The organism is Halobacillus litoralis, assembly GCF_009856355.1.
Taxonomy (GTDB): Bacteria; Bacillota; Bacilli; order Bacillales; family Halobacillaceae; genus Halobacillus; species Halobacillus litoralis_B.
On record NZ_WMEW01000004.1, the window covers coordinates 177774 to 202867 of the forward strand.

The 25094-nt window shown below is 48.4% G+C and carries 23 protein-coding genes; 1 reads left to right on the top strand and 22 read right to left on the bottom strand.

The features are described from left to right. Window positions 1-52: 52 nt before the first annotated feature. The 20 genes from GLV97_RS08320 to GLV97_RS08415 all read right to left on the bottom strand — a co-directional run bounded on the left by GLV97_RS08320 (window position 53) and on the right by GLV97_RS08415 (window position 22948). The gene (locus GLV97_RS08320) at window positions 53-328 is read right to left on the bottom strand and encodes a YlmC/YmxH family sporulation protein (RefSeq protein ID WP_160835522.1); all 276 of its coding nucleotides are present in this window, start codon (window positions 326-328) and stop codon (window positions 53-55) included. 153 nt (window positions 329-481) lie between these two features. Next, window positions 482-1261, bottom strand: a complete 780-nt coding sequence (sigG, locus tag GLV97_RS08325; protein WP_160835521.1) for an RNA polymerase sporulation sigma factor SigG — start codon at window positions 1259-1261, stop codon at window positions 482-484. 83 nt (window positions 1262-1344) lie between these two features. Next, window positions 1345-2064 (bottom strand): RNA polymerase sporulation sigma factor SigE, encoded by a 720-nt coding sequence (gene sigE, locus GLV97_RS08330; RefSeq protein WP_160835520.1) that lies wholly within the window; start codon window positions 2062-2064, stop codon window positions 1345-1347. Window positions 2065-2081: 17 nt separating this feature from the next. After that, window positions 2082-2993, bottom strand: coding sequence for a sigma-E processing peptidase SpoIIGA (gene spoIIGA, locus GLV97_RS08335; RefSeq protein WP_337194091.1), 912 nt, complete (start codon window positions 2991-2993; stop codon window positions 2082-2084). A 161-nt stretch (window positions 2994-3154) separates the two neighbouring features. Continuing rightward, window positions 3155-4321, bottom strand: a complete 1167-nt coding sequence (gene ftsZ / locus GLV97_RS08340; RefSeq protein WP_160835518.1) for a cell division protein FtsZ — start codon at window positions 4319-4321, stop codon at window positions 3155-3157. A gap of 75 nt (window positions 4322-4396) precedes the next feature. Then, the gene (gene ftsA, locus GLV97_RS08345; protein WP_160835517.1) at window positions 4397-5692 is read right to left on the bottom strand and encodes a cell division protein FtsA; all 1296 of its coding nucleotides are present in this window, start codon (window positions 5690-5692) and stop codon (window positions 4397-4399) included. A gap of 301 nt (window positions 5693-5993) precedes the next feature. Beyond that, window positions 5994-6914 (bottom strand): cell division protein FtsQ/DivIB, encoded by a 921-nt coding sequence (locus GLV97_RS08350; RefSeq protein WP_160840216.1) that lies wholly within the window; start codon window positions 6912-6914, stop codon window positions 5994-5996. Between the two features lie 359 nt (window positions 6915-7273). After that, window positions 7274-8371 carry a stage V sporulation protein E gene (gene spoVE, locus GLV97_RS08355; protein ID WP_160835515.1) on the bottom strand — a complete coding sequence of 366 codons (1098 nt, stop codon included), beginning with the start codon at window positions 8369-8371 and terminating at the stop codon, window positions 7274-7276. A 64-nt stretch (window positions 8372-8435) separates the two neighbouring features. Then, window positions 8436-9779, bottom strand: a complete 1344-nt coding sequence (gene murD, locus GLV97_RS08360) for a UDP-N-acetylmuramoyl-L-alanine--D-glutamate ligase (protein ID WP_160835514.1) — start codon at window positions 9777-9779, stop codon at window positions 8436-8438. Then, a complete protein-coding gene (gene mraY, locus GLV97_RS08365; RefSeq protein WP_160889488.1) occupies window positions 9776-10762 on the bottom strand; it encodes a phospho-N-acetylmuramoyl-pentapeptide-transferase in 987 nt (328 codons plus the stop codon). Before mraY ends, murD begins: the two co-directional genes overlap by 4 nt. A gap of 39 nt (window positions 10763-10801) precedes the next feature. Further along, a complete protein-coding gene (locus tag GLV97_RS08370; RefSeq protein ID WP_160889489.1) occupies window positions 10802-12160 on the bottom strand; it encodes a UDP-N-acetylmuramoyl-tripeptide--D-alanyl-D-alanine ligase in 1359 nt (452 codons plus the stop codon). Further along, the gene (locus tag GLV97_RS08375) at window positions 12160-13635 is read right to left on the bottom strand and encodes a UDP-N-acetylmuramoyl-L-alanyl-D-glutamate--2,6-diaminopimelate ligase (protein WP_337194090.1); all 1476 of its coding nucleotides are present in this window, start codon (window positions 13633-13635) and stop codon (window positions 12160-12162) included. Before GLV97_RS08375 ends, GLV97_RS08370 begins: the two co-directional genes overlap by 1 nt. A gap of 46 nt (window positions 13636-13681) precedes the next feature. Then, window positions 13682-15604, bottom strand: coding sequence for a stage V sporulation protein D (locus GLV97_RS08380; RefSeq protein ID WP_160889490.1), 1923 nt, complete (start codon window positions 15602-15604; stop codon window positions 13682-13684). 86 nt (window positions 15605-15690) lie between these two features. Next, window positions 15691-17838, bottom strand: a complete 2148-nt coding sequence (locus GLV97_RS08385) for a penicillin-binding protein (RefSeq protein ID WP_160889491.1) — start codon at window positions 17836-17838, stop codon at window positions 15691-15693. 16 nt (window positions 17839-17854) lie between these two features. Beyond that, window positions 17855-18223 carry a cell division protein FtsL gene (ftsL, locus tag GLV97_RS08390; RefSeq protein ID WP_160835509.1) on the bottom strand — a complete coding sequence of 123 codons (369 nt, stop codon included), beginning with the start codon at window positions 18221-18223 and terminating at the stop codon, window positions 17855-17857. Beyond that, window positions 18220-19200 (bottom strand): 16S rRNA (cytosine(1402)-N(4))-methyltransferase RsmH, encoded by a 981-nt coding sequence (gene rsmH / locus GLV97_RS08395; protein ID WP_160889492.1) that lies wholly within the window; start codon window positions 19198-19200, stop codon window positions 18220-18222. The genes ftsL and rsmH overlap by 4 nt, the downstream gene beginning before the upstream one ends. A 30-nt stretch (window positions 19201-19230) precedes the next feature. Then, entirely contained in the window at window positions 19231-19662 is a 432-nt protein-coding gene (gene mraZ / locus GLV97_RS08400) for a division/cell wall cluster transcriptional repressor MraZ (RefSeq protein ID WP_160835507.1), read from the bottom strand. A gap of 162 nt (window positions 19663-19824) precedes the next feature. Beyond that, the gene (gene bshC, locus GLV97_RS08405) at window positions 19825-21450 is read right to left on the bottom strand and encodes a bacillithiol biosynthesis cysteine-adding enzyme BshC (RefSeq protein ID WP_160835506.1); all 1626 of its coding nucleotides are present in this window, start codon (window positions 21448-21450) and stop codon (window positions 19825-19827) included. Between the two features lie 240 nt (window positions 21451-21690). Further along, the gene (locus GLV97_RS08410; protein WP_160840209.1) at window positions 21691-22074 is read right to left on the bottom strand and encodes a DUF3397 domain-containing protein; all 384 of its coding nucleotides are present in this window, start codon (window positions 22072-22074) and stop codon (window positions 21691-21693) included. Next, a complete protein-coding gene (locus tag GLV97_RS08415) occupies window positions 22067-22948 on the bottom strand; it encodes a ketopantoate reductase family protein (protein ID WP_160889493.1) in 882 nt (293 codons plus the stop codon). The genes GLV97_RS08410 and GLV97_RS08415 overlap by 8 nt, the downstream gene beginning before the upstream one ends. Before the next feature lie 161 nt (window positions 22949-23109). On the opposite strand from GLV97_RS08415, the gene GLV97_RS08420 reads away from it, so the two are divergent. Beyond that, window positions 23110-23586 carry an N-acetyltransferase gene (locus GLV97_RS08420; protein WP_423784965.1) on the top strand — a complete coding sequence of 159 codons (477 nt, stop codon included), beginning with the start codon at window positions 23110-23112 and terminating at the stop codon, window positions 23584-23586. Window positions 23587-23683: 97 nt separating this feature from the next. Here the strand turns inward: GLV97_RS08420 and GLV97_RS08425 are convergent, their stop codons facing one another. Then, window positions 23684-24166 (bottom strand): RsfA family transcriptional regulator, encoded by a 483-nt coding sequence (locus GLV97_RS08425; RefSeq protein WP_160835503.1) that lies wholly within the window; start codon window positions 24164-24166, stop codon window positions 23684-23686. Window positions 24167-24232: 66 nt separating this feature from the next. Continuing rightward, window positions 24233-24991 carry an enoyl-CoA hydratase/isomerase family protein gene (locus tag GLV97_RS08430; RefSeq protein WP_160840207.1) on the bottom strand — a complete coding sequence of 253 codons (759 nt, stop codon included), beginning with the start codon at window positions 24989-24991 and terminating at the stop codon, window positions 24233-24235. Window positions 24992-25094: the final 103 nt, after the last annotated feature.

The window sequence follows — 25094 nt, forward strand, 5'->3', positions numbered from 1 at the left end:
TTACCACCTCAATTTCATTCATTTTAACACATTTTTCTTCTGTTTTCCTGCTCTATTCTGTTGAATCTGTCTTTTGGACTGTCGGCAGACCTTTGTAAGCAGACTTTTTTACTAATATGACGTCCGCCCCTACGTTGACAATCTGGTCCCACGGGATGATCATCTCTTCTTCTTTTCCAAACAGCCCCATAGCCTTTCCTTTCAACGTCAGCACAATTCCTTTCAAGCGGCCCCGCTGAGTATCAATATCAAGGTCACTGATATACCCGAGACGTTCTCCGGTTTCCATGGCGATAACGTCTTTCATCTGCAGCTCGGTGATTTTCATTTCAGCTCACACTCCTTATCTTACTATATGCAGCGGCTGTGGAGAATAGAAAAACAGCCGGGCTCCCGGTATTCTTCAACCGTTGCAAAAATGTGTGGAAAGGATGGGAAACAAAAAGAACTTTTCTGCCGGATGCCCGGCAGAAAAGTTCTTTTATTGAAACATGGATGTATTCATTTCTTTAATCGCAGCTTTTTCAAGCCTCGACACCTGCGCCTGGGAGATTCCGATTTCCTCTGCCACTTCCATCTGGGTCTTTCCCTGAAAGAAGCGCTTGGTCAAAATCATCTTTTCCCTGTCGTTCAGTTTTTTCATTCCTTCCCTTAAAGACAGTTCATCAATCCATACGGTATCTTTCTCCCTATCATCCTTCAGCTGATCCACCACAAAGATCGGGTCGCCCCCATCATTGTAGATCGGCTCAAATAAAGAGACCGGATCCTGAATAGCGTCCATGGCGAATACAACATCTTCGTGAGGAACACCCATCCGATCGGCGATTTCATGTGGCGCCGGATCCTTATTCGTTTCACTGATCATCTTCTCCCGCATCTGCAGGGCCTTGTAGGCTGTATCACGAAGGGACCGTGAAACACGGATCGGGTTATTGTCTCTTAAATATCTTCGGATTTCTCCGATAATCATAGGTACAGCATAGGTGGAAAATTTGACATTGTGACTGAGATCGAAGTTATCTATGGACTTCATAAGGCCGATGCATCCCACTTGGAATAAATCGTCCCCATATTCTCCACGATTGTTAAAGCGTTGAATCACGGACAAAACTAAGCGGAGGTTACCATTCACCAGCTGTTCCCTGGCTTCAAGCTCTCCACTCTGCAGTCGTACAAACAGGTCTTTCATTTCTGTGTTTTTCAGTACCGGAAGTTTTGATGTATCTACGCCGCATATCTCTACTTTATGTCGTGTCAATGTAAGACCCTCCCAGGAAGCTGTAATCAGTTTTCAGTATCTCCCTGGGTGGGAATTTTATGCATCCACTTTATTCGGTGCCTTTAGACCATTTTATCGAACTCCCGCTGCAGTCGGCGGATGATTTTTTTCTCAAGCCTTGATATATATGACTGGGAAATCCCCATCATATCGGCTACATCTTTCTGGGTTTTCTCTTTCTTGCCTATCAGCCCGAAGCGCAGCTCCATAATTTGTTTTTCCCGGTCGTTCAACTGTTCGAGTGCCGATTTGAGCAGTTTTTTATCGATTTTCTTTTCGATCCCTTTCGTAATCAAATCTTCTTCCGTTCCAAGAATATCGGATAATAACAGTTCGTTGCCGTCCCAATCGACATTCAGCGGCTCATCAAAGGAAACTTCGGTTTTCAGTTTATTGCTTTTCCTCAGGTGCATCAGAATTTCATTTTCAATACAGCGGGAGGCATAGGTGGCAAGCTTGATCTTTTTCTCCGGGTCAAACGTGTTCACAGCCTTGATCAGCCCTATGGTCCCGATACTGATCAGGTCTTCTATATTTAACCCTGTGTTTTCAAACTTTCTGGCAATATAAACAACAAGACGCAGATTCCTCTCAATCAGCATAGCCCTGGCAGCTTTGTCCCCTTTCGGAAGACGCTCCAGAAGCTCTTTTTCCTCTTCTCTGGAAAGGGGCGGTGGAAGTGCCTCACTGCCCCCGATATAGTAAATTTCATCCTGCTTGATCCCGAGCTTCATTAACAACCGGTAATACCAGAGCCGCGCTCTGAACAGCCACTTGAACATGGAATCCTCCTTCTCCATTACGCAGATTTTCCTTTGACCATGACATGGGGGTGAATCAGCATTTGATATAGTCCGTCACGTGTTAACGGTTGATGCTGGACGCCGACGAGAGGCTGTTTGATCACCAGCGGACCTTCACTCGTCTTCACTGTGATTTGATCAATCATGAGTGTAACGAGAAGCCTGCCGGAGATCCCCGCGGCCTGATAAGGAACGAGCCGCACAGCAGATTGGATGGTTTCCGGCAGTTCATGAAGAGAAGCAAGCACTTCTTCTTCCGTTAACTTCTCCAGTTCTCCCTCTGCCAAAAGCTGCTTCCAGACCGACGGATCAGCGAGAAAAACCATTTTTCTGCTTACTGGATCGATCAGCTGGTTTCCACTGTCGACTAGTCCTTTGCACACAGCAGTTTGACCGTTCCACGTCATTTCCACCTCATAAACATCCTCATATTTCAATTGGTGAATTTGAATCTGGTTGAAGCGCCATTTAGTAAACACATAAGCCGATGGACACCCGGCAGCTACAAACAGCCAGCTCACCGGATCCCCGTACCCGCCGCTGAACGTGACCACCGCTCCTTTCAGAACGTCCACTTCGGAAGCCAGAAAGAAGTGAACCCCCATCATGCTGCCTCCAATGGCAAAGGTTACGAAATAAAACGTAACCCACTGGACGAAAAAAGCCCGGAGGGAAGTAAAGGTAAAGGCAGTAAGGACGATGCCCATGGAAAAGATTATTTTCCCTGCACTGCCCACCAGCCATGAGTCGGGCATATAAATGGTCACCGGCACTATGAGCGATGCTGCAAGAGCTCCGGCAGCCATCCGCCATCTCGAGGACCCCGCACGGGTGAGGCCCTGGGTAAGCGACAGAATCATGCCGTCCATCAAAAGATTAAGCAGCCAGACAGCATCCAGGTATAAAATCCTCTCTCCCTCCCTTTATCTGTTGTTACACCGAGTATAAGCCCGTCCTGCTGAAAAGTCTGTCGCAATCTGATTATGCTGCTGGCAAGTTTTGTAGAAGACTGAAAATGTCAAAAAAAAGCCGCCGTACTCTTGGAGAGTACGGCGGCTGCCGGCCATCATCAGCGGCGGCGGTTACGATTTCTTAGGAATGTTGGGATATCCAGGGTATCTTCTTCCTGAGTATTCCCTTTCTGCTGTGGCTGAGGTGCTTCACGACGCGGTTGTTCTTCACGAACAGTACTGCGTTCACGTTCCGTCGGCTGCTGTTGTTGAGGAGCAGGTTTCTGCTGGTTGATCTGAGGGCGCTTTTTCTGCTGTCCCTGAGCCAGCTGAGACTCGTCAAATCCAGTTGCAATAACCGTCACAACAATTTCATCCTTAAGGTTCTCATTGATAACAGAACCGAAGATGACGTTTACTTCCTGATCAGCGGCTGATGTTACGATATCAGCGGCTTCCTGTACTTCGTACAAGCTCAGATTCGCACCTCCACTGATATTCATCAGCACCCCGTGGGCACCATCAATGGATGTTTCAAGAAGCGGAGAGGAAATCGCTTTTTTAGCAGCTTCTGCTGCGCGGCTTTCCCCTGTAGCAATACCGATACCCATCAAGGCAGAGCCTTTGTCCACCATGATCGTTTTCACGTCGGCGAAGTCCACGTTGATCAGACCAGGAACGGCGATCAAGTCGGAAATCCCCTGTACACCTTGACGAAGGACGTTATCTGCCTCACGGAAGGCTTCCAGCATTGGTGTATTCTTATCTACAATCTCAAGAAGGCGGTCGTTTGGTATCACAATCAATGTGTCTACAGCGCCTTTCAAGCCTTCGATTCCGCCTGTAGCCTGTGTAGAGCGCTTACGCCCTTCAAACGTAAACGGACGTGTCACAACTCCGACTGTCAGTGCACCAAGCTCTTTAGCGACTTGTGCGATGACAGGAGCTGCACCAGTACCGGTTCCTCCGCCCATTCCAGCGGTAACAAAGACCATGTCGGCCCCTTGAAGAGCTTCTTCAATCTGCTCTTTGCTTTCTTCAGCCGCTTTGCGGCCGACTTCCGGGTTGGCTCCGGCGCCAAGTCCGCGTGTCAATTTTCCACCAATCTGCATTTTCACTTCTGCTTTAGATAAGTTCAATGCCTGGGCGTCTGTATTGACAGCGATAAATTCCACACCCTGGACTCCATGTTCAATCATTCGGTTGACGGCGTTGCTTCCGCCGCCTCCTACACCGATTACTTTAATAGTTGCCAGCTGATCCATGCTTGTATCAAAATCTAACATCTTCCGTTCCTCCTAATACACGAGATTACAAGATTTATTGCTTCGTCCGTCGATCGACCGACTCAAACTTGTGATTTAATCAAAGAAATACTTTAAGAGATTGCTGAAGCCTGACTCTTTTTTCTTTTCTGTTTTTTCTTTTTCTTCTTTAGGCTGTGGTTTTGCCGAACGCTTCTGCTTTTTCGGCTGAGGTCTTTCCTGAAGTTCATCTGAGACAGAAGGAAATATCTCTTTTCCTTGTATTTTCGCATTACGATAGGCGAATTGCAAGATGCCTACGCCGCTCGTAAACTGCGGCTCACGAACACCGATATAGTCAGGGATAGCCAGTCTTACGTTAGCGTGGAATACATCCTGGGCAAGCTCAAGCACTCCCGGCATATTCATCGTACCACCGGTGAGCACAAAACCTCCTGGTAATTCACGAACACCCATTTTCTGAAGTTCCTGTGCTGCAAAGACGAAAATTTCTTCTAGTCTAGCTTCAATCATATCAGAGATTTGCAATTGATTGAATGCCTGTTGACGATTACTGCCAATAATTGTGACGGAAAAATTTTCATCTTCATTCGCATCGTCAAAAAAAGCGTGTCCATGTTCCACTTTCACCTGTTCCGCTTCTTCCGTTGATGTACGCAGACCAATGGATAAATCCTTAGTAAGGTTATCGCCGCCGAAAGGAATCATGCTCGTACCTTTCAAGTGACCCTCTTCAAACACAGAGATCGTAGTCGATCCGCCCCCTACATCAATCAGTGCAACGCCGAGATTCGTCTCGTCGCTGGAAAGGGATACGGTCCCGGAGGCAAGAGGCTGCAGACATACATCAAGCACTTCCAGCCCTGCTCGTTCCACACATTTGAGTGTATTATGTAAAACGGTTTTCGCGCAGGTTATAATCATGCCTTCCATTTCAAGACGGACACCGATCATACCACGTGGGTCAGTAATTTCATCCTGCCCATCAACAATAAACTGCCGCGGAATCACATCGATGATTTCGCGCTCCGGCGGAATGGAGAGGACCTGGGCAGCATCAATCACCCTTGTTATATCCTCGTTGCCGATTTCTCTCGTTTCACTGGAAACCGCCACAACTCCATGACACGGCTGCAGTTGTATATGATTGCCGTTGACGCCTACGACGACACGGTCGATTTTCATATCCACCATACGTTCCGCCTGTTCGACGGCTGACCGAATCGAATGAACGGTTTGATCGATATCCACGATCGCTCCTTTTTTCATCCCATTCGATTTTGCTGTACCAACCCCAATGATGTTGAGGCTGTCATTCATAATTTCACCAATGATTACTTTAATTCGACTTGTGCCTATATCTAAACTTACTAGTATTTCATTTTGATTCACCAGTGACGCACCTCCTGTTACAAGCCATATGAGTAGTTCAAAGCATATCGAATTCATGTAGAAAATACAATCATTGCAATATAAACGTAAATGAAATGATATATTACATGGGTCATATCCTTTGATTTCAGTATAAAAAACCAGTACATTAGTTGTTTTCCACAGACTTTCGTTAATTTCCTCTTACATACGCTTATTTTTTTTGTTTTCCACTAGTCATTCCAGGATAACCACAGGATTCAGGTAAAAATTGGATCACACGCTTCCCCCCTGCGCCCGGCCCGCGGAAACAGAAGTGTCGTTACTCCTGTCTTAAAGGTTCGTCGACGACCGGTTCCTGTGAACGTTCAGGGTCAGCGGCTGGATCTTCCTGCTCCGGTTCTCCGGACGGCTGTCCACCCTCTTCAACCGGTTCTTCACTCTCCACCCCGGAACCGGAGGATTCACCGGTCCCGGCATTCTCTTCACTGCCTTCAGCAGCATTGAATTCTTCAAAATAGGCCCCTACATCAATATGGATGATGCCTTCCGCACCCTCTTCCAGCTGTGCGGCAATCGAAGGATAGGCCGGCATTTTTTCTGAGAACGTCCGGATGGATGCTTCCACCTGGTACCCATCATTCATATACAGACGGATTTTATAAGGGTTCCCGTCTTCCGGCTCCCAGTGAACCTCTGAAATCAAGTCAGAAACACTTGAAGGAAGTTCCTTTAATTCCCTGGACATTTCCTTCAGATAGGTTTCCTTATTGAATCCTGCTAAAACCGGAGCGTCCCCGCCAGGGAGGGCTGTTTCTTCCTCCAGCCTTGAACCGTCTTCCATTATGACATCGTACCGGCCATTGCTCTGTACATATCCAATCCGTGCCGCTTCCTCCACTTCGATGGTTACATTGTTTGGAAAGGACCGGTCTATAGAAGCAAAAGTAATTTCCTCGTGGGATTCAATCTTTTCCTTTAATGCTTCCGGATCAATCCTCCAGTAATTCGTTTCGGTGGTGATTCCGGCAAGCGTCTGGATTTCCTCTGCCGAGACATGGTACTCCCCTTCCACGGTGATATTCCGGACATTACTGAGTGGAGACTGCAGATAAACAACAGCAGCAATTAGAAAAAATAAAATCGTTAAGTATAAGATTAAACGGCGGTTGGCTTTTTTACGCCTCGTCTGTTTCAATTTTGGTATACGGTCTTCTATGGAAACCACTTTTCTTTCTTCCATAACGGGCATTTCTCCTTCTAACTGGACACCCTTCCGCTGTCTCTCTAGGTGTTTGAAAGAATGATTGTCCTCGCAAAGGTGCCGGGATTCCCTGCTACACCTAATTGGTTCCCATTATATCACAAAATAAGGGGCGGAGATTGAGTGAGTTTTACTAGATTCCTAACATTTTTGTGCAGAAGCCGTCCCTTATCTGATCATTATGTAAAAAGGGGCTTCTTTCCTGTTTCCAACGAGAAGCACCGCACACATAATTACCCCGGTACTTCCATGGACAAACCTTCATTTCCCTGCCAATTTTTTCTTGGCTTTGTCCTCCCTGAAAAACGTTGAGACCGCTGCCATCAACGGCAGCGGTCTCAACGGCTGGAATAGCGGCTCACGCTGAGCAGCAGTCCAAGTGAAGCGAGCGTCAAAGTCAGGGAAGATCCGCCATAACTGACAAGCGGCAGAGTGATGCCGGTTACAGGAATCAGACCAGTGACAACACTGACGTTAATCATCACTTGGATACTGACCATCCCCACAATACCCAGAGCAAGCAGCGAGCCGAACAAATCCGGAGCCAGCAGGCTTGTGCGGATCCCCCTCCAGAGGACGATGAAGAATAGAGAAAGGATAAAAAAACCACCAAGGAATCCAAGCTCTTCGGCTAGGACAGCAAATATAAAATCGGTCTGCGGTTCTGGAAGATAAAAGAATTTCTGCATACTGTTACCAAGACCAAGTCCAAGCAGACCACCCGGGCCGATCGCATACAGCGACTGGATGATTTGAAACCCCGCCCCGAGCGGGTCTTCCCACGGGTGAAGAAAAGCGGTAATCCTTTTGATCCGGTAAGGGGCAGAGGCAATCAATCCGATCATCCCCGCCATTCCGGCGGCTGCAATCCACATGAAGTGACTGATCCTTGCACCGGACGTAAACAACATGACAAGACATGTCCCAACCATAACAACGCCTGTCCCTAAATCCGGCTGCAGCATAATCAGGGCAAAAGGAAAAAGGATCAGGGCCAATGCAGGAAGAAAGCCCTCCTGGAACGAATTCATCTTCTTCTGTCGTTCCGATAGAAAACGTGAGAGATACAATATTAACCCAAGCTTCATAAATTCAGACGGCTGGATACTGAACATGCCGACACCAATCCAGCTCCTTGCCCCCCCTCTCACCATCCCGACACCCGGGATGAGAACAGCAGCAAGAAAAACCAGGCAGATAATCATGATCTTCTTTGAGTGCGGATGCCAGACATAATATGGAATCCTGGAAAGGACGACCATGGCTATCAATCCCGCAGCTGCAAAAAGGATCTGCCGCTTGGCAAAGAACCATGGATCGTCAAATTTGTATTCCGACCAGATGCTGGAGGAACTGTAAACCATAACAATTCCCATGATCAAAATGCCGAGAATAGCGGTGACCAACCATAGATCCGGCTTTTTTTTCGTTTCCATAAGAAAAGCCCTACCTCCCATCTGAAATGGAAAACAGGGCTTAAGCTTGTCACATAAGCCCTTATTAAAGGGTATGCACAGCTTCTATAAACATGTGGCCTCTTTCTTCGAATGTTTTGTATTGATCCCAGCTTGCACAGGCGGGACTCAACAAGATGACATCATCTTCCCGGGAGCGCTGATAGGCTTCCTTGACAGCCTCCTGCATCGTTTCAACCTTCACGACGTCAGAAATCCCAGCCTGTGCCGCCGTGCCTGCAAGCAGGTCCGCGGTTTCACCAAATACAACCATGGATGTCACTCCGCCCAGATAAGGAATCAAACCATCAAAGCTCGTACCTCTGTCCAGACCGCCGGCCAGAAGGATGACAGGCTTCTCAAAGGACCTCAGCGCATAGGAGGTTGCCAGGAGATTCGTTGCTTTTGAATCGTTATAGAAAAGCCGGCCATTTTTGTTTGTCACATACTGCAGGCGGTGCGGAACCCCGGCAAATGTTGAAAGCACCTCAACGATCGCTTCACTTCTGATGCCGTTCGCTTTTACCGCCGCTACAGCAGCGAGAATGTTCTGCAGGTTCTGCTCTCCTACGAGAACAATGTCTTCTTTTTTCATAATGGCTTCCTGCTCAAAGTAGATGAAAGTCTCGTCAGCCCAGGCTCCTTTCCCTTGTTCCTTCAGGGAAAAAGGGATAAGCTCCGCGTTCACATCAGGCAGGAAGGATCCAATAGCTGCATCATCAGCGTTGTACACAAGAACGTCTTCTTCTGTCTGGTTTTTTGTAATCCGGGCTTTGGCTTTATGATAATTGTCCAGCGTGTGATGATAATCCAGATGGGCTTCATACAGGTTCAGCCAGACAGCGATATCCGGACGGAAAGTTTCTGTTCCCAGCAGCTGGAAAGAGGACAATTCAGTCACCATGGTTTCATCTTCTGACGTATTCCTCGCCACTTCACAGGATACATGGCCGATGTTGCCGGCCAGGGAAACAGGCTTGTGATCCGCTTGAATCATTTCATGAATCAGCGTCGTTGTCGTTGTTTTTCCGTTGGAACCTGTCACCGCGATCATCGGGCCCTCGTGAAGCCATCCCGTCAGTTCCACTTCTGTTACGACAGGAAGACGGCGGTTGACCGCTTCCGCCACCACCGGGTTCTCATAAGGAATGCCGGGATTCTTAATTACATAATCGACGTCATCCAGCACAGATAGCGGATGGCCGCCTGTAATCACTTCCGCCCCGCTTTCCTTCAAGTAGAGCACTTCCGGGCTGTCCGGATCCGCTTTAAAGTCATTGATTCTTACCTTCACTCCACTCTCAAGCAGCAGCTGTGCCGCTGCAGTCCCGCTTTTAGCGAGGCCGAGGACGAGCACACGTGTATAAGGAAATCCGCTTAACTTCTTCATCCAAACATCACCTCAATATAGATACCGAGCACGGCAAAAATCAGTCCGACTGCCCAGAATGTCGTCACGACACGCCACTCAGACCAGCCCTTCAATTCATAATGGTGGTGAAGCGGACTCATTTTGAACACGCGTTTTCCAGTTGTTTTAAAGGAAATGACCTGGATAATGACCGAGAGGGTTTCCAGGACGAAGACCCCGCCGACCACGACGAGAATCAGTTCCATTTTTGTTAAAATAGCAATCATGGCAATGGCTCCGCCGAGAGCCAGGGAACCCGTATCCCCCATAAATACTTTGGCAGGGTGGGCGTTAAAGACAAGGAACCCGAGCAGGGCACCGACAATAGCCAGAGAAAAAATGGTGACTTCCACGTTCAGCTGTCCTGTCCACGCAAGAATTCCGAATGCACCAAAGGCAATCGCAGCCGTACCGGCCAGAAGACCGTCCAGGCCATCCGTTAAGTTGACCGCATTGGATGCTCCGACGAGCATGAATAAAATCAGCAGAGCGTAGCCCCAGCCAAGGTCCACATCAATGGACGTCCCTGGAACACTGATATAGGTCGGGAAATCGGACCGGCGCAGAATGAGATAAACCACAAGGGCAATGATGATCTGCCCGAGCATCTTCTGTTTGGACTTTAAGCCGAGGTTCCGTTTTAAGGCTACTTTAATATAATCGTCCAAAAAGCCAAGCAGGCCGTAGCCGACCAAAACAAATAACACAAGGAACAACTGGATGTTCCCCGTGTCCGGGTTAAACCAATAGGATGAAATCAATGTTGTGATCACAACAGATACGATAATCATGACACCACCCATTGTCGGGGTGCCGGATTTTTTCTGGTGGGACTCGGGTCCCTCATCTCGAATACTTTGACCGAATTTCAATCGTCTTAAGAATGGAATGATCATCGGCGAAATGACTACAGTGATGGCGAATGAAAGGACCATAGTTAACAGTAGTATGTATTCATTCATTGTTTGTTTTCCTCCTTTTGCAACATCATCGCCGGTCGATCACTTCACAAGATCTGGCAGCATGTCTTCCAATTTCATTCCACGTGATGCTTTCATGAGTACGACGGTATCCGCTGTTAATAACGGGCGGATATGATGACTTGCTTGTTGCTTTTCTTTAAAATGTTTGACTTCCATGTCCGGATACCGGGAGGAAGCAGCCTCTGAAATTTTCTCAGAATGGACACCGATTGTAAAGACAGCGTCAATCTTTTCATCTACTGCTTCGGCTACACCAGCATGCAGCTCCTCGGATTTCCCGCCGAGCTCATACATATCCCCTAATATTAACACCTTTTTTGTTTTGGATGTCAACTGCCGGATGACCTCAATCATCGCCTTCATGGACGTAGGGGACGCATTATAAGCATCATTAATGATGAGGGAGCCCTGATAACCCTCGTGCTTTTCAAAGCGCATCGCGGACATCTGCATCTGCCGGAACCCTTGTTGAATCTCCTCTTTCGTCATGCCCAGACGCTTGGCAAGGGCAATGACAAACGAAGCATTTTTCACATTATGACGGCCTGTCATTGGGAGTTCATAGTCTTCTTCCATCAGCCGGAACGTAGAATTTTCATCGGTCATCCCGGTAATCTCAGCTTTGTAATCGCATGATGAACCAAAGCCGCATCCGATGGTACCTGCTCTTGTTTTCACATGATCAAGCAGCGGCTCATCCGCATCAATAATCAGGCATCCTTCATCAGCCAGTCCGTCTGTAATTTCCAGTTTGGCGGCAGCGATGGCTTCTCTAGTGCCCAGATTTTCGATGTGGGATTCACCGATATTTGTAATAATCGCATGATCCGGCTGTGCGATATGTGACAACACCGAAATCTCTCCGGCTCTGTCCATGCCCATTTCCAAGACGACAGCCTCTGTGTCCGGCAGCATAGACAGGACCGTCAGGGGAAGACCGATATGATTGTTAAAGTTCCCTGCTGTTTTATGGGTTTTAAATTTTGCCGCGAGAACAGAAGCGGTCATATCCTTCGTGGTCGTCTTTCCATTGGAACCTGTGATTCCCACAACAATAGGATCCACTTTTTTTAAATACCAGGAGGCGAGGTCCTGGAGCGCTTTGGTGGTGTCCTTTACAAAAAAGACCGGAAAATCAGTCGGGATCAGACCAGGCAGCGGCTGGTCCTCCTGCCACAAAGCTGCCACGGCTCCCTGCTTTATGGCTTCGCCTGCAAATTGGTGGGCATCAAAGCTCTCTCCGACAATGGGCACAAACAAACTCTGAGGAGCTGACTTCCTTGTATCTGTCATGATCGAGTCGACAGCGATTTTATCTGCGCCGGCTCCTTTATAAGTTGAAAATAGATGTGTAAGCTCCTGAACTTCAAAAATCATCATAAATGCTCCTTCATTTCTCTTATTATCTCTCTTGCTGTTTCCCTATCATCAAAGGGATACCGGACCCCTTTAATCTCCTGGTACGTCTCATGGCCTTTCCCTGCAATGAGAATCATATCCCCTTTGCCTGCGGAAACCACTGCCTGCCTGAGGGCTTCCCTGCGGTCCTCGACAATGTGGTAGTTCCCCTTCAGATCAGCGGTGATATCTGCAAAAATCTGTTCTGGATCTTCCGAGCGGGGGTTATCGTTCGTGAAGATCACTTGATCTGCATACTTCACACTGATATTCCCCATGACGGACCGCTTACTCCTGTCCCTGTCTCCTCCACACCCTACGACGAGGATGATTTTCCCGCTGGTGACTGCTGTAGCGGTTTTCAGGACATTTTCAAGTGAGTCGGGCGTATGGGCATAGTCGACCACCACCCCGTAGGGCTGCCCTTCCCTTATCGATTCAAAACGCCCTCTTATCCCTTTGGTATGGAGGAAAGACTGCTGAATCGTTTCCAGGGAAGCACCGGACAGGATAGCAGCTGATGCTGCGGCCAGCATATTATAAATGCTGAATTCCCCCATTAACGGGCTTTCAATCATCATATTTCCGATCGGTGTCTCCAATCGAAAGAACGTACCTTTTTCCGTCAGGCGGCAGTTTCGAGCTTGAACATCTGCCCGGCCCTTCACCCCATATGTCAAAAGTCCCTGAGAGGTGGAACGGATGAATTTCGAGGCCGAGGGAGAGTCGATATTGATGACAGCAAACCGCTCCCGCTTTTTATTATACCCATTCCCCAATTGTGCGAACAATAGGGACTTTGCACGAAGATAATCATCAAAATGATCATGGTAATCCAAGTGATCCCTCGTCAGGTTGGTGAACACAGCCACATTAAAATCACACCCGTATACCCGGCCCTGGTCGAGTGCGTGAGAAGAGACCTCCATCACCGCATGCTCCACACCCGCTCGTTTCATATCGCTGAAATACCGCTGAAGAGTCAAGGCATCAGGGGTTGTATTTTTAACCGGCTGCCTCTTCCCTGCGATATCCACTTCAATGGTTCCTATCAATCCTGCTTTCTTCTCCATCCGCTGGAAGATATCATAGAGAAGGTAACTGATGCTCGTTTTGCCGTTGGTGCCTGTAATTCCTGTTACATGCAGATCTTCGGATGGATTATGATAAAAAGCGGCGGCTGTCATAGCAGCCGCCCTGGTTGTATCATTGACCAGAATAACCGGAACATTCAAAGGCAGCGGAACTTCAGCTAAGACAGCTGCCGCTCCGCGCTTGACGGCGTCAGCTGCAAAACGATGACCATCCATGTTCACCCCACGCAGACAGATAAAGAGATCACCGTGGGAGGTTGAACGTGAATCCATACTGAGACCTGTTATGTTGACGTTTTTCAACGGCCGTGAACTTTGGTAAAAAGGGACAAAGCGGAGCACCTTTTCTAATTTCAACACTGTCACCCTCACCTGTTTACAGATTTAATAATTGGACGGGGAGGCGTTAATCACCAAGGTAAACACGGACGGTGGAGCCTGTCGGAACTTTCACACCCGGTTCCGGCGCCTGTGTGATGACCTTCGTCCCTTCTCCGCTGACCTCCACTTCCAGATTCATCAGCATGCGGCTTAAATCTTCTTTGTCCATCCCGGTAATTTCAGGTACTGCTACGAGAGGTTCCTCCGGCCAGGCGTATTCTTTTTCCAAACCATCGTTGCGTGGTTCCACACCCATCGCCCGCAGGCTGTCGCCCATGATACTTCCAACTATTGGTGCTGCTACAACACCTCCGAACTGGACGGTGTTTTTCGGGTTATCAATGGCAAGATAGACCACCAGCTCCGGGTCGTCAGCGGGAGCAAAGCCGATAAAAGACACGATGTGGTTATTCTCCATATACTTCCCGTCAGGACCCACTTTCTGTGCTGTTCCCGTCTTTCCACCGACACGGTACCCCTCAACGTAAGCCCCCCTTCCCGTTCCCTGTGCCACGACACTTTCCAGCGCATGACGGATTTGAGCAGAGGTTTCCTCTGAAATGACCTGCTCCTTCAACACCGGCTCATTCTCCTCGAGCACATCTCCTGACACAGGATCGAGCCAGGCTTCCTGAATGTAAGGCTCAAAATAATAGCCTCCGTTTACAGCGGCAGCTACAGCCATAACCTGTTGGATCGGTGTTACGGATACACCCTGTCCAAAAGCAGTCGTTGCCTGCTCCACAGGCCCCACATTCTCACGCTTGAATAATATACCGCTTCCTTCTCCCTCAAGGTCAATGCCTGTCTTGGATCCAAAGCCAAAGAGGTCAATATAATCGAACAGCTTTTCTTTTCCAAGCCGGTCTCCAAGTTCAACAAAACCCGGGTTACAGGAATTCTGGACAACTTCCAAAAACGTCTGATCTCCATGCCCCCCGCTCTTCCAGCAGTGCAGGGTCGCTCCGTCCACTTTCACAGCTCCTGAATCATGAAAATGTTCCTCTTCAAGATCCACAAGCCCTTCTTCCAGGGCGGCAGCCAACGTGATAATCTTAAACGTCGATCCCGGCTCATACGTACTCCACACGGGTAGATTCCGGTTGTATACCTCCGGTTTCACTTTCTGATAATCCGCCGGATCGAAATTCGGGCGGGATGCCATTCCCACTACCTTTCCCGTGTCCGGATCAACAGCGAGTGCCACCGCTCCGTCAGGGTTGTATTTGGCCTGGGCGATATCCAATTCTCTTTCAATGATTGACTGCACTTGATAATCGATGGTGAGCTTCAGATCCTTGCCGTCGACGGGCGGCTCGTACACATCGGCCATGTCAGGCATGCGCTTTCCCTTCGCATCGGAGAAAAAGGATAACGCCCCCTTCTCCCCTTTCAACTCTTCATCATAATAAGCTTCAAGACCAAGGAGGCCCTGGTTATCAATTCCACTGAACCCAAGGACATGCGATAAGAAGGATCCGTGTGGATAGTAGCGTTCGGAATCCTCAGCAATATAGACACCCGGCATATTCAAAGACTGAATCGCCGCCGCCTGCTCCTCTGAAATCTTCCGCCCCTCGGGGTGGATTTTCTCGATGGAAATCAGCTTCGTCACGTGCGTGTAGGCTTTTTCCACGCTCATATCCAAAATCTGCGCCAGGTTCTCCGCTGTCTGCTCAGGTTCTTTAATCTGTCTTGGCACAACCATGACCGTCGGAGCCGACTGGTTGCCGACAAGAACTTCCCCATTCGTATCAACAATTTTCCCCCGCTCCGGCTCAAATGTGATATCCCTGCTCCAGGATTCCTCAGCCTTTGCGATCAGAAAGTCGCTTAAGAAAAACTGAACATACCCGAGCCTGCCGGCAATTACCATAAAAATAAACATGCCCACAAAAAAGACAGTGACTAACCGTTTCTTCACGATCACCTGTGATACTCGTCTCATCTCCATAACTCCTTTAGCAGTCGTAGAGTCAGCTTGTATCACTATATGCAATCGGAAAACGATTAGAACACTGCCTGGACAAGGGATTACGGCTGTTCCGGAACAGCCAGCTCAACGACTAAATAGCCGCCGTCCTTCATATCCGAACCTGCAGCAATGCTTTGTGTTTCCACATAGCCGCTGCCCATAATTTCCATATTCAAGTTGAAATGCTTCGCCAGACGCTGGACATCCCGCAGGGAATACCCGGTCAAGTCAGGCATTTCAGGCTGATCGGTTACAAGAAACACCCGCTGGTTTTCGACAATCTGCTCCCCTGATGAGGGCAGAACAGCTTCTACAGTGTTTCCATCACCGATGACTTCCACATCTGGGAAAGAAGCTTGAAGCGTGTCCTCTGCCTCCTGTACGGACTTTCCAGACACATCCGGAATGGTTACAGGGGATAAAGACTCTTCTGCATCTTTATCAGGCTGGATGTTCAAGTAATGAAGACTGTTTTCCATAACGGTCCTGACAATATAGGAAACAGGTTCAGAGCCGAGCTCCGTCACTTCAAGGTCCGGCTGCTGCACTGCTACATACATCAACAGCTCCGGATCTTCCGCAGGAGCCATCCCCATAAAGGAGAACACGTAGTTGTTACGACCGGTCAGATACCCCTTGCCGGGCTCACTGATCTGAGCCGTTCCTGTCTTTCCAGCCAGGGAATAATCATCCAGCTTGAACGACTGGCCTGTACCGTCTTCTGAGGTGATCACCGTTCCCATCAGCTCCCGCATCTGTTCTGCAGTAGAAGCGGACACCGGCTCCCCGATTTTCTCCGGCTGCCCTTCCTCGATCACATCTCCTGTATCACTGGATGTGATTTTGGAAAGCATGTAGGGGCGCATCATCTCTCCATCATTGGCGATAGCCGTAGCCGCTGTCATCAGCTGGATCGGAGTAAATGTTGAGCCTTGACCGAAGGAAGTTGTAATCTGCTCGATCGGACGCTCGTACACGAATTTCCCGGTCGTTTCATTAGGCAGATCAATCCCGGTCTTCTGATCAAGATTGAAACCGGACAAATACTCCCGCAGTTTCGTCGGTCCAAGTACCTCGTAAGCCAGTTTGGATGAGGCTACGTTGGAGGATCTCCGGAAACCTTCATCATAGGAGATGGCATCCCATCCGACTCCGTTGTTATGATCCCCGATGGTCGGGGAGTTTTCGGTTACTTTATAAGTCCCCGATTCAAACAGCTCGTTCCCATTATAGACCCCTTCTTCCATGGCGCTTGCCCATGTGAAGATTTTCATCGTAGAACCCGGTTCAAATGGGTAGGAAATTAAATCATTGTACCAGTTATCCACGTCTCCGATATCATTCGGGTTATAGCTCGGGCGGTTACTCATGGCAAGCACTTCCCCCGTTTCAGGGTCCATCACAGCGGCCATAATTTTCTCGGGGCTGTATTGTTCATCCACCTGGGACATGGCGTCCTCGAGGAACGTCTGGATTTTCTGATCAATCGTTAAATACACATCGCTGCCATCCTCCGGTTCAGTCATGATTTCATTCGGATTCAGCAGCTTTGTCCCGTATTTATCCCGTTCATAGCTGATCTTACCTTTTTCCTCCTGAAGGTAATCCTCCATCTGTTTTTCGATGCCTGTCACCCCGGAAATGCTTCCTTCCTGAGTGCGGGCAAAACCGATCAGGTGCGAAGCGAACATACCGTTAGGATAATACCTTTTGGATTCTTCCTTAAAGGCAATGCCATTCAGATCGAGATCTTTAATTTCTTCCATTTCCTCCTGGGTAAGAGAACTGGAATTCGTCCCGAATTCCACCTGGAAACGGCCGTTCTCCTGAGCGGACCGGAGTTTATCAGCAATTTCACTCTCTTCCATCCCTAATAAAGGAGCGAGCCCCGAAGCGGTTTCATCGATATCATCCACATGCTGGGGCTCAGGGAGATTGTTGGAATAGTCGGGATCTACGACAGCATAAAGCCGGTAGGTCGGGCGGTCATAAGCAAGTACCATCCCGTTCTTATCATAGATTTTCCCCCGTGCGGCATCGATCTCATAGGAACTCGTACGAATATCCTCGGCATACTCCGACAGATCCACCCCTTCGATGGTGGCGGCGGTTTCTATATAGAGGAAGCGTCCGACGATGACGAGAAAGAACAAGGAAAATACGGCGGTTAATATTATTGAACTACGGTTATTTTTATTGTCCTTCATAGATGATCACCAGCGTTTATTCTTGACTGATTTTGCCGGCCTGTTTCACCTGGGCATTTTGAATATTCAACCCGTTCTCCTTGGCTATACTCAGGATACGGTCCGGGTTGCTTAGTTCTTTCACCTGGTAGGCCAGATTCTCATTCTGGGATTCCTGTTTGGAGATGTCCTGCTCCAGGCTGCGGATATCACGGTTGATCGCATCCGTCTCTGCTGAGGTATGGATTAAAAAAACAGAAGCTGCCAGTACCACAGATGTGGTAATGGAATACAAAAATTTTTCGCCGGTACTTAACCATTTCTTTTTATGTACCTTTACTTTCACCTGTTTCTGTCTGTCAGGCTGCTGTAAAGGCTGCTGTTTTCTAATCTTTTCAGCACTCATGTTTGTTTCCACCCTTCATTAAATTCAAATTCTTCATTCCAAGGTTTGACTTTCTCGGCAATCCTCAATTTCGCTGAACGTGAACGGCGGTTTTCCTCCAATTCGCGCTCTTCCGCTACTATAGGCTTTCGACTGACTAAACGGAAAGGTGGCTGTTTGTCCTCTGGAATCATTGGAATATTTTTTGGAAGTGGTGGGTTGGAGCTCCATTTCTTGAAGGTCTGCTTGCATAACCGGTCCTCAAGGGAATGGAAAGTGATGACGGCAACTCTTCCTCCGACAGCAACCATTTCGGCGGCTTGTTGAAGACTGTCCTGAAAAGCACCCAGCTCATCATTGACAGCGATCCGGACGGCCTGAAAAATCCGCTTGGCCGGATGGCCGCCTTTCCTTCTTGCCGGTGCAGGAATGCCTTCCTTCACCAATTCAACCAGTTCCCCGGTCGTTTCGATGGGTTTGGTTTCCCTGGCGGCTTCAATTTTACGGGCAATTTGTTTGGAAAACTTCTCCTCGCCGTATTTAAAGAAAATGCGCACCAGATCTTCATATGCCCATTCGTTGATGACTTCCCATGCACTCAAATCACTGTCCTGGTTCATCCGCATATCAAGCGGGGCATCCTGATGGTAGCTGAAGCCGCGCTCTTCGACATCCAGCTGCGGACTGCTCACTCCCAGGTCATAGATGATTCCATCCACTTCCGTAAGGCCGAGCTCCTGAAGCTTTTCCTTCAGCTGGCGGAAGTTCGCATGGACGAACGTAATGTGTTCCTCATAAGGTTTCAGACGCTCTTTTGCGGCCTCAAGGGCAATTTCATCCTGATCAAAACAGATGAGCCTTCCCTCACCTGTCAGCGCAGAAGCAATGACTTCCGAATGTCCTCCTCCACCAAGGGTGCAGTCGACATAAATGCCTTCCGGGTTCACGTTCAAAGATTCGATCGTTTCATTTTTCAGTACACTGTAATGTTCAAACATAAATTTCACTCGTTTCTAATCTGTCAAATATCAAATATCAAAATCCAGCATGTTTTCAGCAATTTCAGAGAAGGATTCTTCCGATGCATCAAAGTAACTTCCCCACTCATCGTGACTCCAAAACTCAATCCGGTTGGAAACGCCGATGACCACACATTCTTTTTCCAGGGAGGCATACTTGCGCAGAGGCGCCGGGATATTGATTCGTCCCTGCTTGTCCACTTCGCACTCTACAGCTCCTGAAAAGAAAAACCGGGTGAAAGCACGGGCATCTTTTTTGGTAAGGGGAAGCTTTTTCAGTTTCTCTTCCAGCAGTTTCCACTCATTCATAGGATAGGCAAACAGGCATTGATCTAATCCTCTGGTCAGGACAAAACTATCACCCAGACCGGGGCGGAATTTCGAAGGAACGATAATCCTCCCCTTCGTATCAATGTTGTGTTGATATTCTCCCATGAACATAGAGGTCCCCCACCTTCTATTTTCACCTTACCACATCGCCCCACTTTTCTCCACTTACTTTTTTATGATTCTCCCCCCATAAAAAAAATCCTGCCCGTGAAGGCAGGATTTTCAAAGGAATTTCCACATTCCGTACAGGTGGAGGAATGTGGGGGACACTTCCTACAAGTAAACGACATAATGGTCGTGTTCAAAACTCAGATGGTGTCTGTTCATCTCCTGAAACAGAGAGAGGCCGTAGTCATTGACCCATGGGAGAATGTTCCACATTCGTTCCTGCAGACCGCCGGCAGGGTGCAGGGTGATATCGATATCATCAAATTGTCCAAGCTCACTCCGATACGTACCCTCCAGCGATTGGAGCATCCGTTTTTCAAGAAAGGCCACCGTCTCCTGCAAGTAGGCAAGGTTCTTATCGGCAAGCTGTCCGAGATCCCCTCCAAGCTCTTCGGCTTTCTGGCGGAGCGGAGCATGGATCCGGGCCATTTCCTCCTTCACCTGCTCACTCAGCTGCTTCACCGGCGGCGTACTCATCGCACCAATCCAGTTCATTTTCTTCTCAGCCGCTCCCTTCTGCACCACTTCTTCAACAGAAAGCTGGAAGTGACGCATGCTGCGGTCTGTTTTCCTGTCTACCAGCGTGAAGGACAACCGCGGGAAGACAGGCGGCATACAGAGTCCAGCGGCATCAAATGCCGGCTTCAATGCGGACCAGTAATTGATTTCTCCCGGACCCCCGATAAAAGCCAGTACCGGGAACAGGGATTCCTGCATAAGCGGTCGTGTAACAACGTTGTTGCTTAGCTTTTCCGGTGATGCCTCTGCGATTTGAAGTAGTTCTTCCCTTGATAAAACCACTTCATTGTTTTTCCCTCGGAATTGTCCTTCTTCATCACGGACGAGAAGAATGCGGTCGCCCCGGTCATGGTAAAACAGATGGGCATCCTCCATTTCACTGTCCAGCAGCGTTTCATAGCCTTCCTGACGGTTTTTCTGAAGGACGGAAAAGACGCCCCCGGCTATTTCCCTATTTTGACGGATCATAGTCGTGAAATAAGGGGTTTCAAGCCTTCTCACTTCAGGATCATGAGCATCAATCAAGACAAGCCCTTCATGAGGGAACAACTGATAGATCAGGCGGGCAAAAAAGTCCGTATAGCTGTCGGACTGGTGGAGATGCTCCTGCACAAGCTGGTAGAAGTGATTGGTGTGCTCGGTCTCCGGCACCATCCGGAAAACGTCCTCCAGCCAGGCATCCGCTTTTTTCTGATCCATCTGCAGTTCGGACACAGAGGATTTCACTTCAGGCACGTGCCCGATTGTTTTCTTATCCATCCGTCCGTTCTGTTTCATCATGATGTGATTGATTTCATCAAAGTCATGATCTTCCCCGGCTATCCAGAACACCGGAATGACCGGCCGGCCCAGTTCTTTTTCTTTCTGTCTTGCCAGCTGAAGCACAGAAATGATTTTATGGACGGAATATAAAGGTCCAGTAAGCAGACCAGCCTGCTGGCCGGCGATAACCACAACACTTTCCTCATCCTTCAGGCGTTCAATGTTTTCCAGAGTTTCTCTCGGAACCTCCCATTTTTCGTTCATCGTCTTTAAGACTCCGGAGAGCGCCTCCCGCTGATAGGTCTGCGCTCTCAAATCCTCCAGGCGGTCGGTCCAGATATTTTCATCATAAGGGGAATAGGAAAAACGGTCGGCAATTTTTTCATAATCATATTTATAATCACGAAACAGCGTCTGCTTCGGCTTCATGTTCATAGAATCAATACGCATAACAATTACGGCTCCTTTATAGGCAAGATTACACTTTACAGTATGTATCCTATTGTATTGTACAAAAAACCAACCAGGAGGTCACCTTATCTGTTTATAAGATGAATATTCTTCTCATCCTGCCTTGAGACACCGTGGTCAGCAGGCCCGGATTCATAAAAAAACTGCTCTTCATAGAGAGCAGTTCACCACTGTAGTATTTCCGTTCCCACGCCAGCCTATGAACACGGACAGATAAAATCAGCTGAAAAACAACCGGAGGATCAACCCAAAGGTTGACAGCCCTACGTAAAACAGTCCGAATAAGAGAAAACTCACCCTCCAAAACCCTCTTACCGCACGGAAAAGCTGAACCTCCTCTTTTAATTTGTACTGGGTGATGATGGACACCCCCAGCAGCAGGAGAAGAAAAATCAGAATGAAAGGAAAAAAGCTGCGCTCAAACAACACCATCAGCAGGACATGGACGGCCAGAACAAATACAGGAGCCGTAAAGCCCGCGGTCCGGTGGATGGCTTTCCACTTATGCTTGCTCCATTTCCGAGCGAAGAAATAAAATACAAACAAAAACGGGAGAGGGAGAGTCAGGACAGCTGCGATCCCATAGGCAAGCCAGTCACTCATCGATGTTCACCCCCTTTTCGAATTCCATGGCATGGACAGCTTCTACGACAAACTCATGCCAGGGAAGATCTTCAGAGGACTGCTCAAGAATGAATCCGGAGATGGCATCGATTTCCGTGCGCCGCCCCTCCTGAAGGTCCTTCCACATGGAGGACTGGTTTCCACCCGTCTGTTCAGCTATGGTAAGCACCCGGTCCCACTGGGTTTGAAGGTCGAGACCAAGCGTGCGGCAGGCTTCTTCGCACAAACGGTATCCCAGCGATCGGATATAAGGGTTTTCTTTCACAGCCCGGTTTTTCTGCTTGAATAATGCGGTCAACGGATTGATGACGGCATTAATCACCATTTTTTCAGAGAGCATTTTTACAGCTCCGTCCTGAACAAGGATAGGAAAGTCCGGTTGATGGAGAGCTTCTGCCAGCTCCTCCATGTCAGCAGACAAACCTGTAAAAGGTGCGGCTCTTATCCGCCCCCTCCCTGTATGTTCCACTTCATTGAATGAAACTTTCAGCGCTCCATGCTCCACTACAGCAGCAAACGAATCCATAGGAAGGCTTTGAAGAAGGCTTAAGTGCCCCATACCGTTTTGGAGGAAAAGGTATTTTCCGTTCTTCGGAAGAGGGAGAGAAAGGACTTCCTCAAGGTCATACTGCTTCACGCTGATCAACCAGACGTCCACATCGGTCGGCAGGTGTGGTTTCAAATGAGCTTTTACCGGCACAGGCGAAGACAATTGGTCACACAGGACACCTTCCCTGTCGAGGATAGTTCTCTGCTCCATGTTTCTGACCACTATATGTACGTCATGTTTCCTTCCGAGATAAGCCCCGGCTAACAACCCGACAGCTCCGCCGCCGATAATCCCTATTCTCATCCCCCATCCCCCGTTCATCCTTATCTAAGTTCTCATTGTAGCAGAAACTTTTTCACAATTGCAGTCGATTCTTGTCCTGCCGGTAATTATTCATTTCTTTCTGAATATTTTTATATTATAATAGATGTATATATAGATAATTGAAAGGGGTTTCTTTCATGATGACAAAAACAAAAGTAGAACCTTTATTAGTCAATTACAAAACACTGGAAGAATTTAAACGCTTTAAAGAATACGGCAATCAGGAGCTTGCCATGCTCGAGGATCTGGAAAGTAACATTGTCGAAAACGACAGTGAGTCTCCTTTTTACGGCATATACTATGGAAGCGCTTTAGTCGCGCGTATGAGCTTGTACAGAGTCAGGGCAAAATACGACCACTATTTCGACCCTGCCCAGGATTACCTGGAGTTGTGGAAGCTGGAAGTTCTGCCCGATTACCGCGGCCAGGGCTTCGGCCAATCATTGGTGGAATTCGCCAAGAGTTTCGAATTTCCTATAAAAACCAACCCAAGAATCAATTCCCATGGATTCTGGGAAAAAATGGGCTTCCAAAAAGCTCAGTATGATATGGAAAGAGATCTGGGAGAAAACCCGCTCATTTGGATGCCTTCCGGCGTGGAGGAAAGAGAATCCTGATGGGAAGGAGAATGAGGCCGCTACACTCTGCTGTAGGGGCCTTTTTTTGAGGATAGATAAAATAACGGTAATAAAACCAATGACAATGCCGAACCGCTTACACACCACTTTCACTAGTGCGGTGCTTTTTCACCCAGTGCACGAGTTTATCCATCTCGTTCCAGGCAGCTTCCCACTGTTTGAGCTCCTGCCTTAATTTTTCATTGTCTTCATTCAACTGCTTCAACTGATCTTCGAGACTCGCCTTTCCTTCTTCGTCATGCTGCCTTGATTTCATTTCTTTCAAAAAAGAAATCGCTGCATCGAGAGACATAGGGGTTTCTTCCGCAGTTGCCGGGGGGGTGTAGAGAGTGCGTGTGGCTTTACGGCTGTTTTTCGCCTCTTGGATTTCCTTATGATACTGCTTTCTGACGGTGGCATTCCAGCGGAAACCACAGGCTGCCGGTGTCCGGTGAAGATGAGTGGCTACTTCCTGGAATGCTTCCAGCTGTGTCTTCCCTTCCCGGATGTATTTTAAGACCGTTGTCGCGAGCAGTAGATCCTCATCATCTTTCCACGCGTCTTGCCTAGGGGCATCCATAAACATCCCTCCTCTATCGTTTGCTTATAGTTATGCAGGAGGGATGTTTGATAGAATCGTAACCTTTTATCTTTTTCTCGTCTGCAAGAATTTTTTTACGGCTCTTTTATGTTCCGCAGACTCCCAGAGCCTGGAGCATTGCAGCACTTCCGCCTCCATCCGGTCCAAAAGGTTCCCTGTATCCATATGTTTCAGATACTGCCCTTTCAAAATTCTCATCTGTCTCGGCGTTTTGTTCATGAAGCTTGAAAAAACCTCCGCCTCTATGTCTTCCTGAGTCCATATCTTCTGAAGCCAGCCGATTCGAAAAGCCTCCTCTGCTGTATACATACGTGCGCTCATCAGCCAGTGCGCTGCCATGGATGGGTGGACCCGTTCATAAAGCAGTTCACCGCCGCCGAACCCCGGTACAAGACCGAGGTTTCCCTGAACGAAACCGAAGGAAGCTGTCTCGAGACCATATCGGAAATCGCAGGCGGTAGCCAGTTCACAGCCTCCCCCTCTCGCCTGACCGTTCAGAAGCGCAAGGACGGGAGCAGGAAATGTCAGAAGATCGTAGACGACGTCCTTGACCCGGTTCAGCTTCTCGTACGCCTCCAGTGCTGTTAAATCCCCGTGGAACTCTGTCAAGTCCCCGCCTGTGCAGAAGGCTTTACTGCCCGCTCCCGTAAGAACGACAAAGCTCACATCCTCCCTTTCCCGCAGTTCTTCCAGCTGACGCTTCAGTTCCATGGCCATGTCCGAAGACAGAGCGTTCATCTTCTCCGGTCTGTTGAGCACGATTTCAGCCATACCTTCACAGCGCCTTACGGTAATCTGGTTCATCTGCACCTCTCCCTTCCTCTTCTTTCTTCAATGTACCAGATGATGGCATTCAATCCTATACAGGCATAAAAAAAAGCCTGACCGAAGTCAGGCTTTCCTGGTG

What these genes read in the sequence shown, in the direction of transcription:
- GLV97_RS08320 (WP_160835522.1), bottom strand. Translation starts at nt 328, where the DNA reads ATGAAAATCACCGAGCTGCAGATGAAAGACGTTATCGCCATGGAAACC.
- sigE (WP_160835520.1), bottom strand. Translation starts at nt 2,064, where the DNA reads ATGTTCAAGTGGCTGTTCAGAGCGCGGCTCTGGTATTACCGGTTGTTA.
- ftsZ (WP_160835518.1), bottom strand. Translation starts at nt 4,321, where the DNA reads ATGTTAGATTTTGATACAAGCATGGATCAGCTGGCAACTATTAAAGTA.
- GLV97_RS08350 (WP_160840216.1), bottom strand. Translation starts at nt 6,914, where the DNA reads ATGGAAGAAAGAAAAGTGGTTTCCATAGAAGACCGTATACCAAAATTG.
- spoVE (WP_160835515.1), bottom strand. Translation starts at nt 8,371, where the DNA reads ATGGAAACGAAAAAAAAGCCGGATCTATGGTTGGTCACCGCTATTCTC.
- murD (WP_160835514.1), bottom strand. Translation starts at nt 9,779, where the DNA reads ATGAAGAAGTTAAGCGGATTTCCTTATACACGTGTGCTCGTCCTCGGC.
- mraY (WP_160889488.1), bottom strand. Translation starts at nt 10,762, where the DNA reads ATGAATGAATACATACTACTGTTAACTATGGTCCTTTCATTCGCCATC.
- GLV97_RS08370 (WP_160889489.1), bottom strand. Translation starts at nt 12,160, where the DNA reads ATGATTTTTGAAGTTCAGGAGCTTACACATCTATTTTCAACTTATAAA.
- GLV97_RS08380 (WP_160889490.1), bottom strand. Translation starts at nt 15,604, where the DNA reads ATGAGACGAGTATCACAGGTGATCGTGAAGAAACGGTTAGTCACTGTC.
- GLV97_RS08385 (WP_160889491.1), bottom strand. Translation starts at nt 17,838, where the DNA reads ATGAAGGACAATAAAAATAACCGTAGTTCAATAATATTAACCGCCGTA.
- ftsL (WP_160835509.1), bottom strand. Translation starts at nt 18,223, where the DNA reads ATGAGTGCTGAAAAGATTAGAAAACAGCAGCCTTTACAGCAGCCTGAC.
- rsmH (WP_160889492.1), bottom strand. Translation starts at nt 19,200, where the DNA reads ATGTTTGAACATTACAGTGTACTGAAAAATGAAACGATCGAATCTTTG.
- mraZ (WP_160835507.1), bottom strand. Translation starts at nt 19,662, where the DNA reads ATGTTCATGGGAGAATATCAACACAACATTGATACGAAGGGGAGGATT.
- bshC (WP_160835506.1), bottom strand. Translation starts at nt 21,450, where the DNA reads ATGCGTATTGATTCTATGAACATGAAGCCGAAGCAGACGCTGTTTCGT.
- GLV97_RS08410 (WP_160840209.1), bottom strand. Translation starts at nt 22,074, where the DNA reads ATGAGTGACTGGCTTGCCTATGGGATCGCAGCTGTCCTGACTCTCCCT.
- GLV97_RS08415 (WP_160889493.1), bottom strand. Translation starts at nt 22,948, where the DNA reads ATGAGAATAGGGATTATCGGCGGCGGAGCTGTCGGGTTGTTAGCCGGG.
- GLV97_RS08420 (WP_423784965.1), top strand. Translation starts at nt 23,110, where the DNA reads ATGACAAAAACAAAAGTAGAACCTTTATTAGTCAATTACAAAACACTG.
- GLV97_RS08425 (WP_160835503.1), bottom strand. Translation starts at nt 24,166, where the DNA reads ATGGATGCCCCTAGGCAAGACGCGTGGAAAGATGATGAGGATCTACTG.
- GLV97_RS08430 (WP_160840207.1), bottom strand. Translation starts at nt 24,991, where the DNA reads ATGAACCAGATTACCGTAAGGCGCTGTGAAGGTATGGCTGAAATCGTG.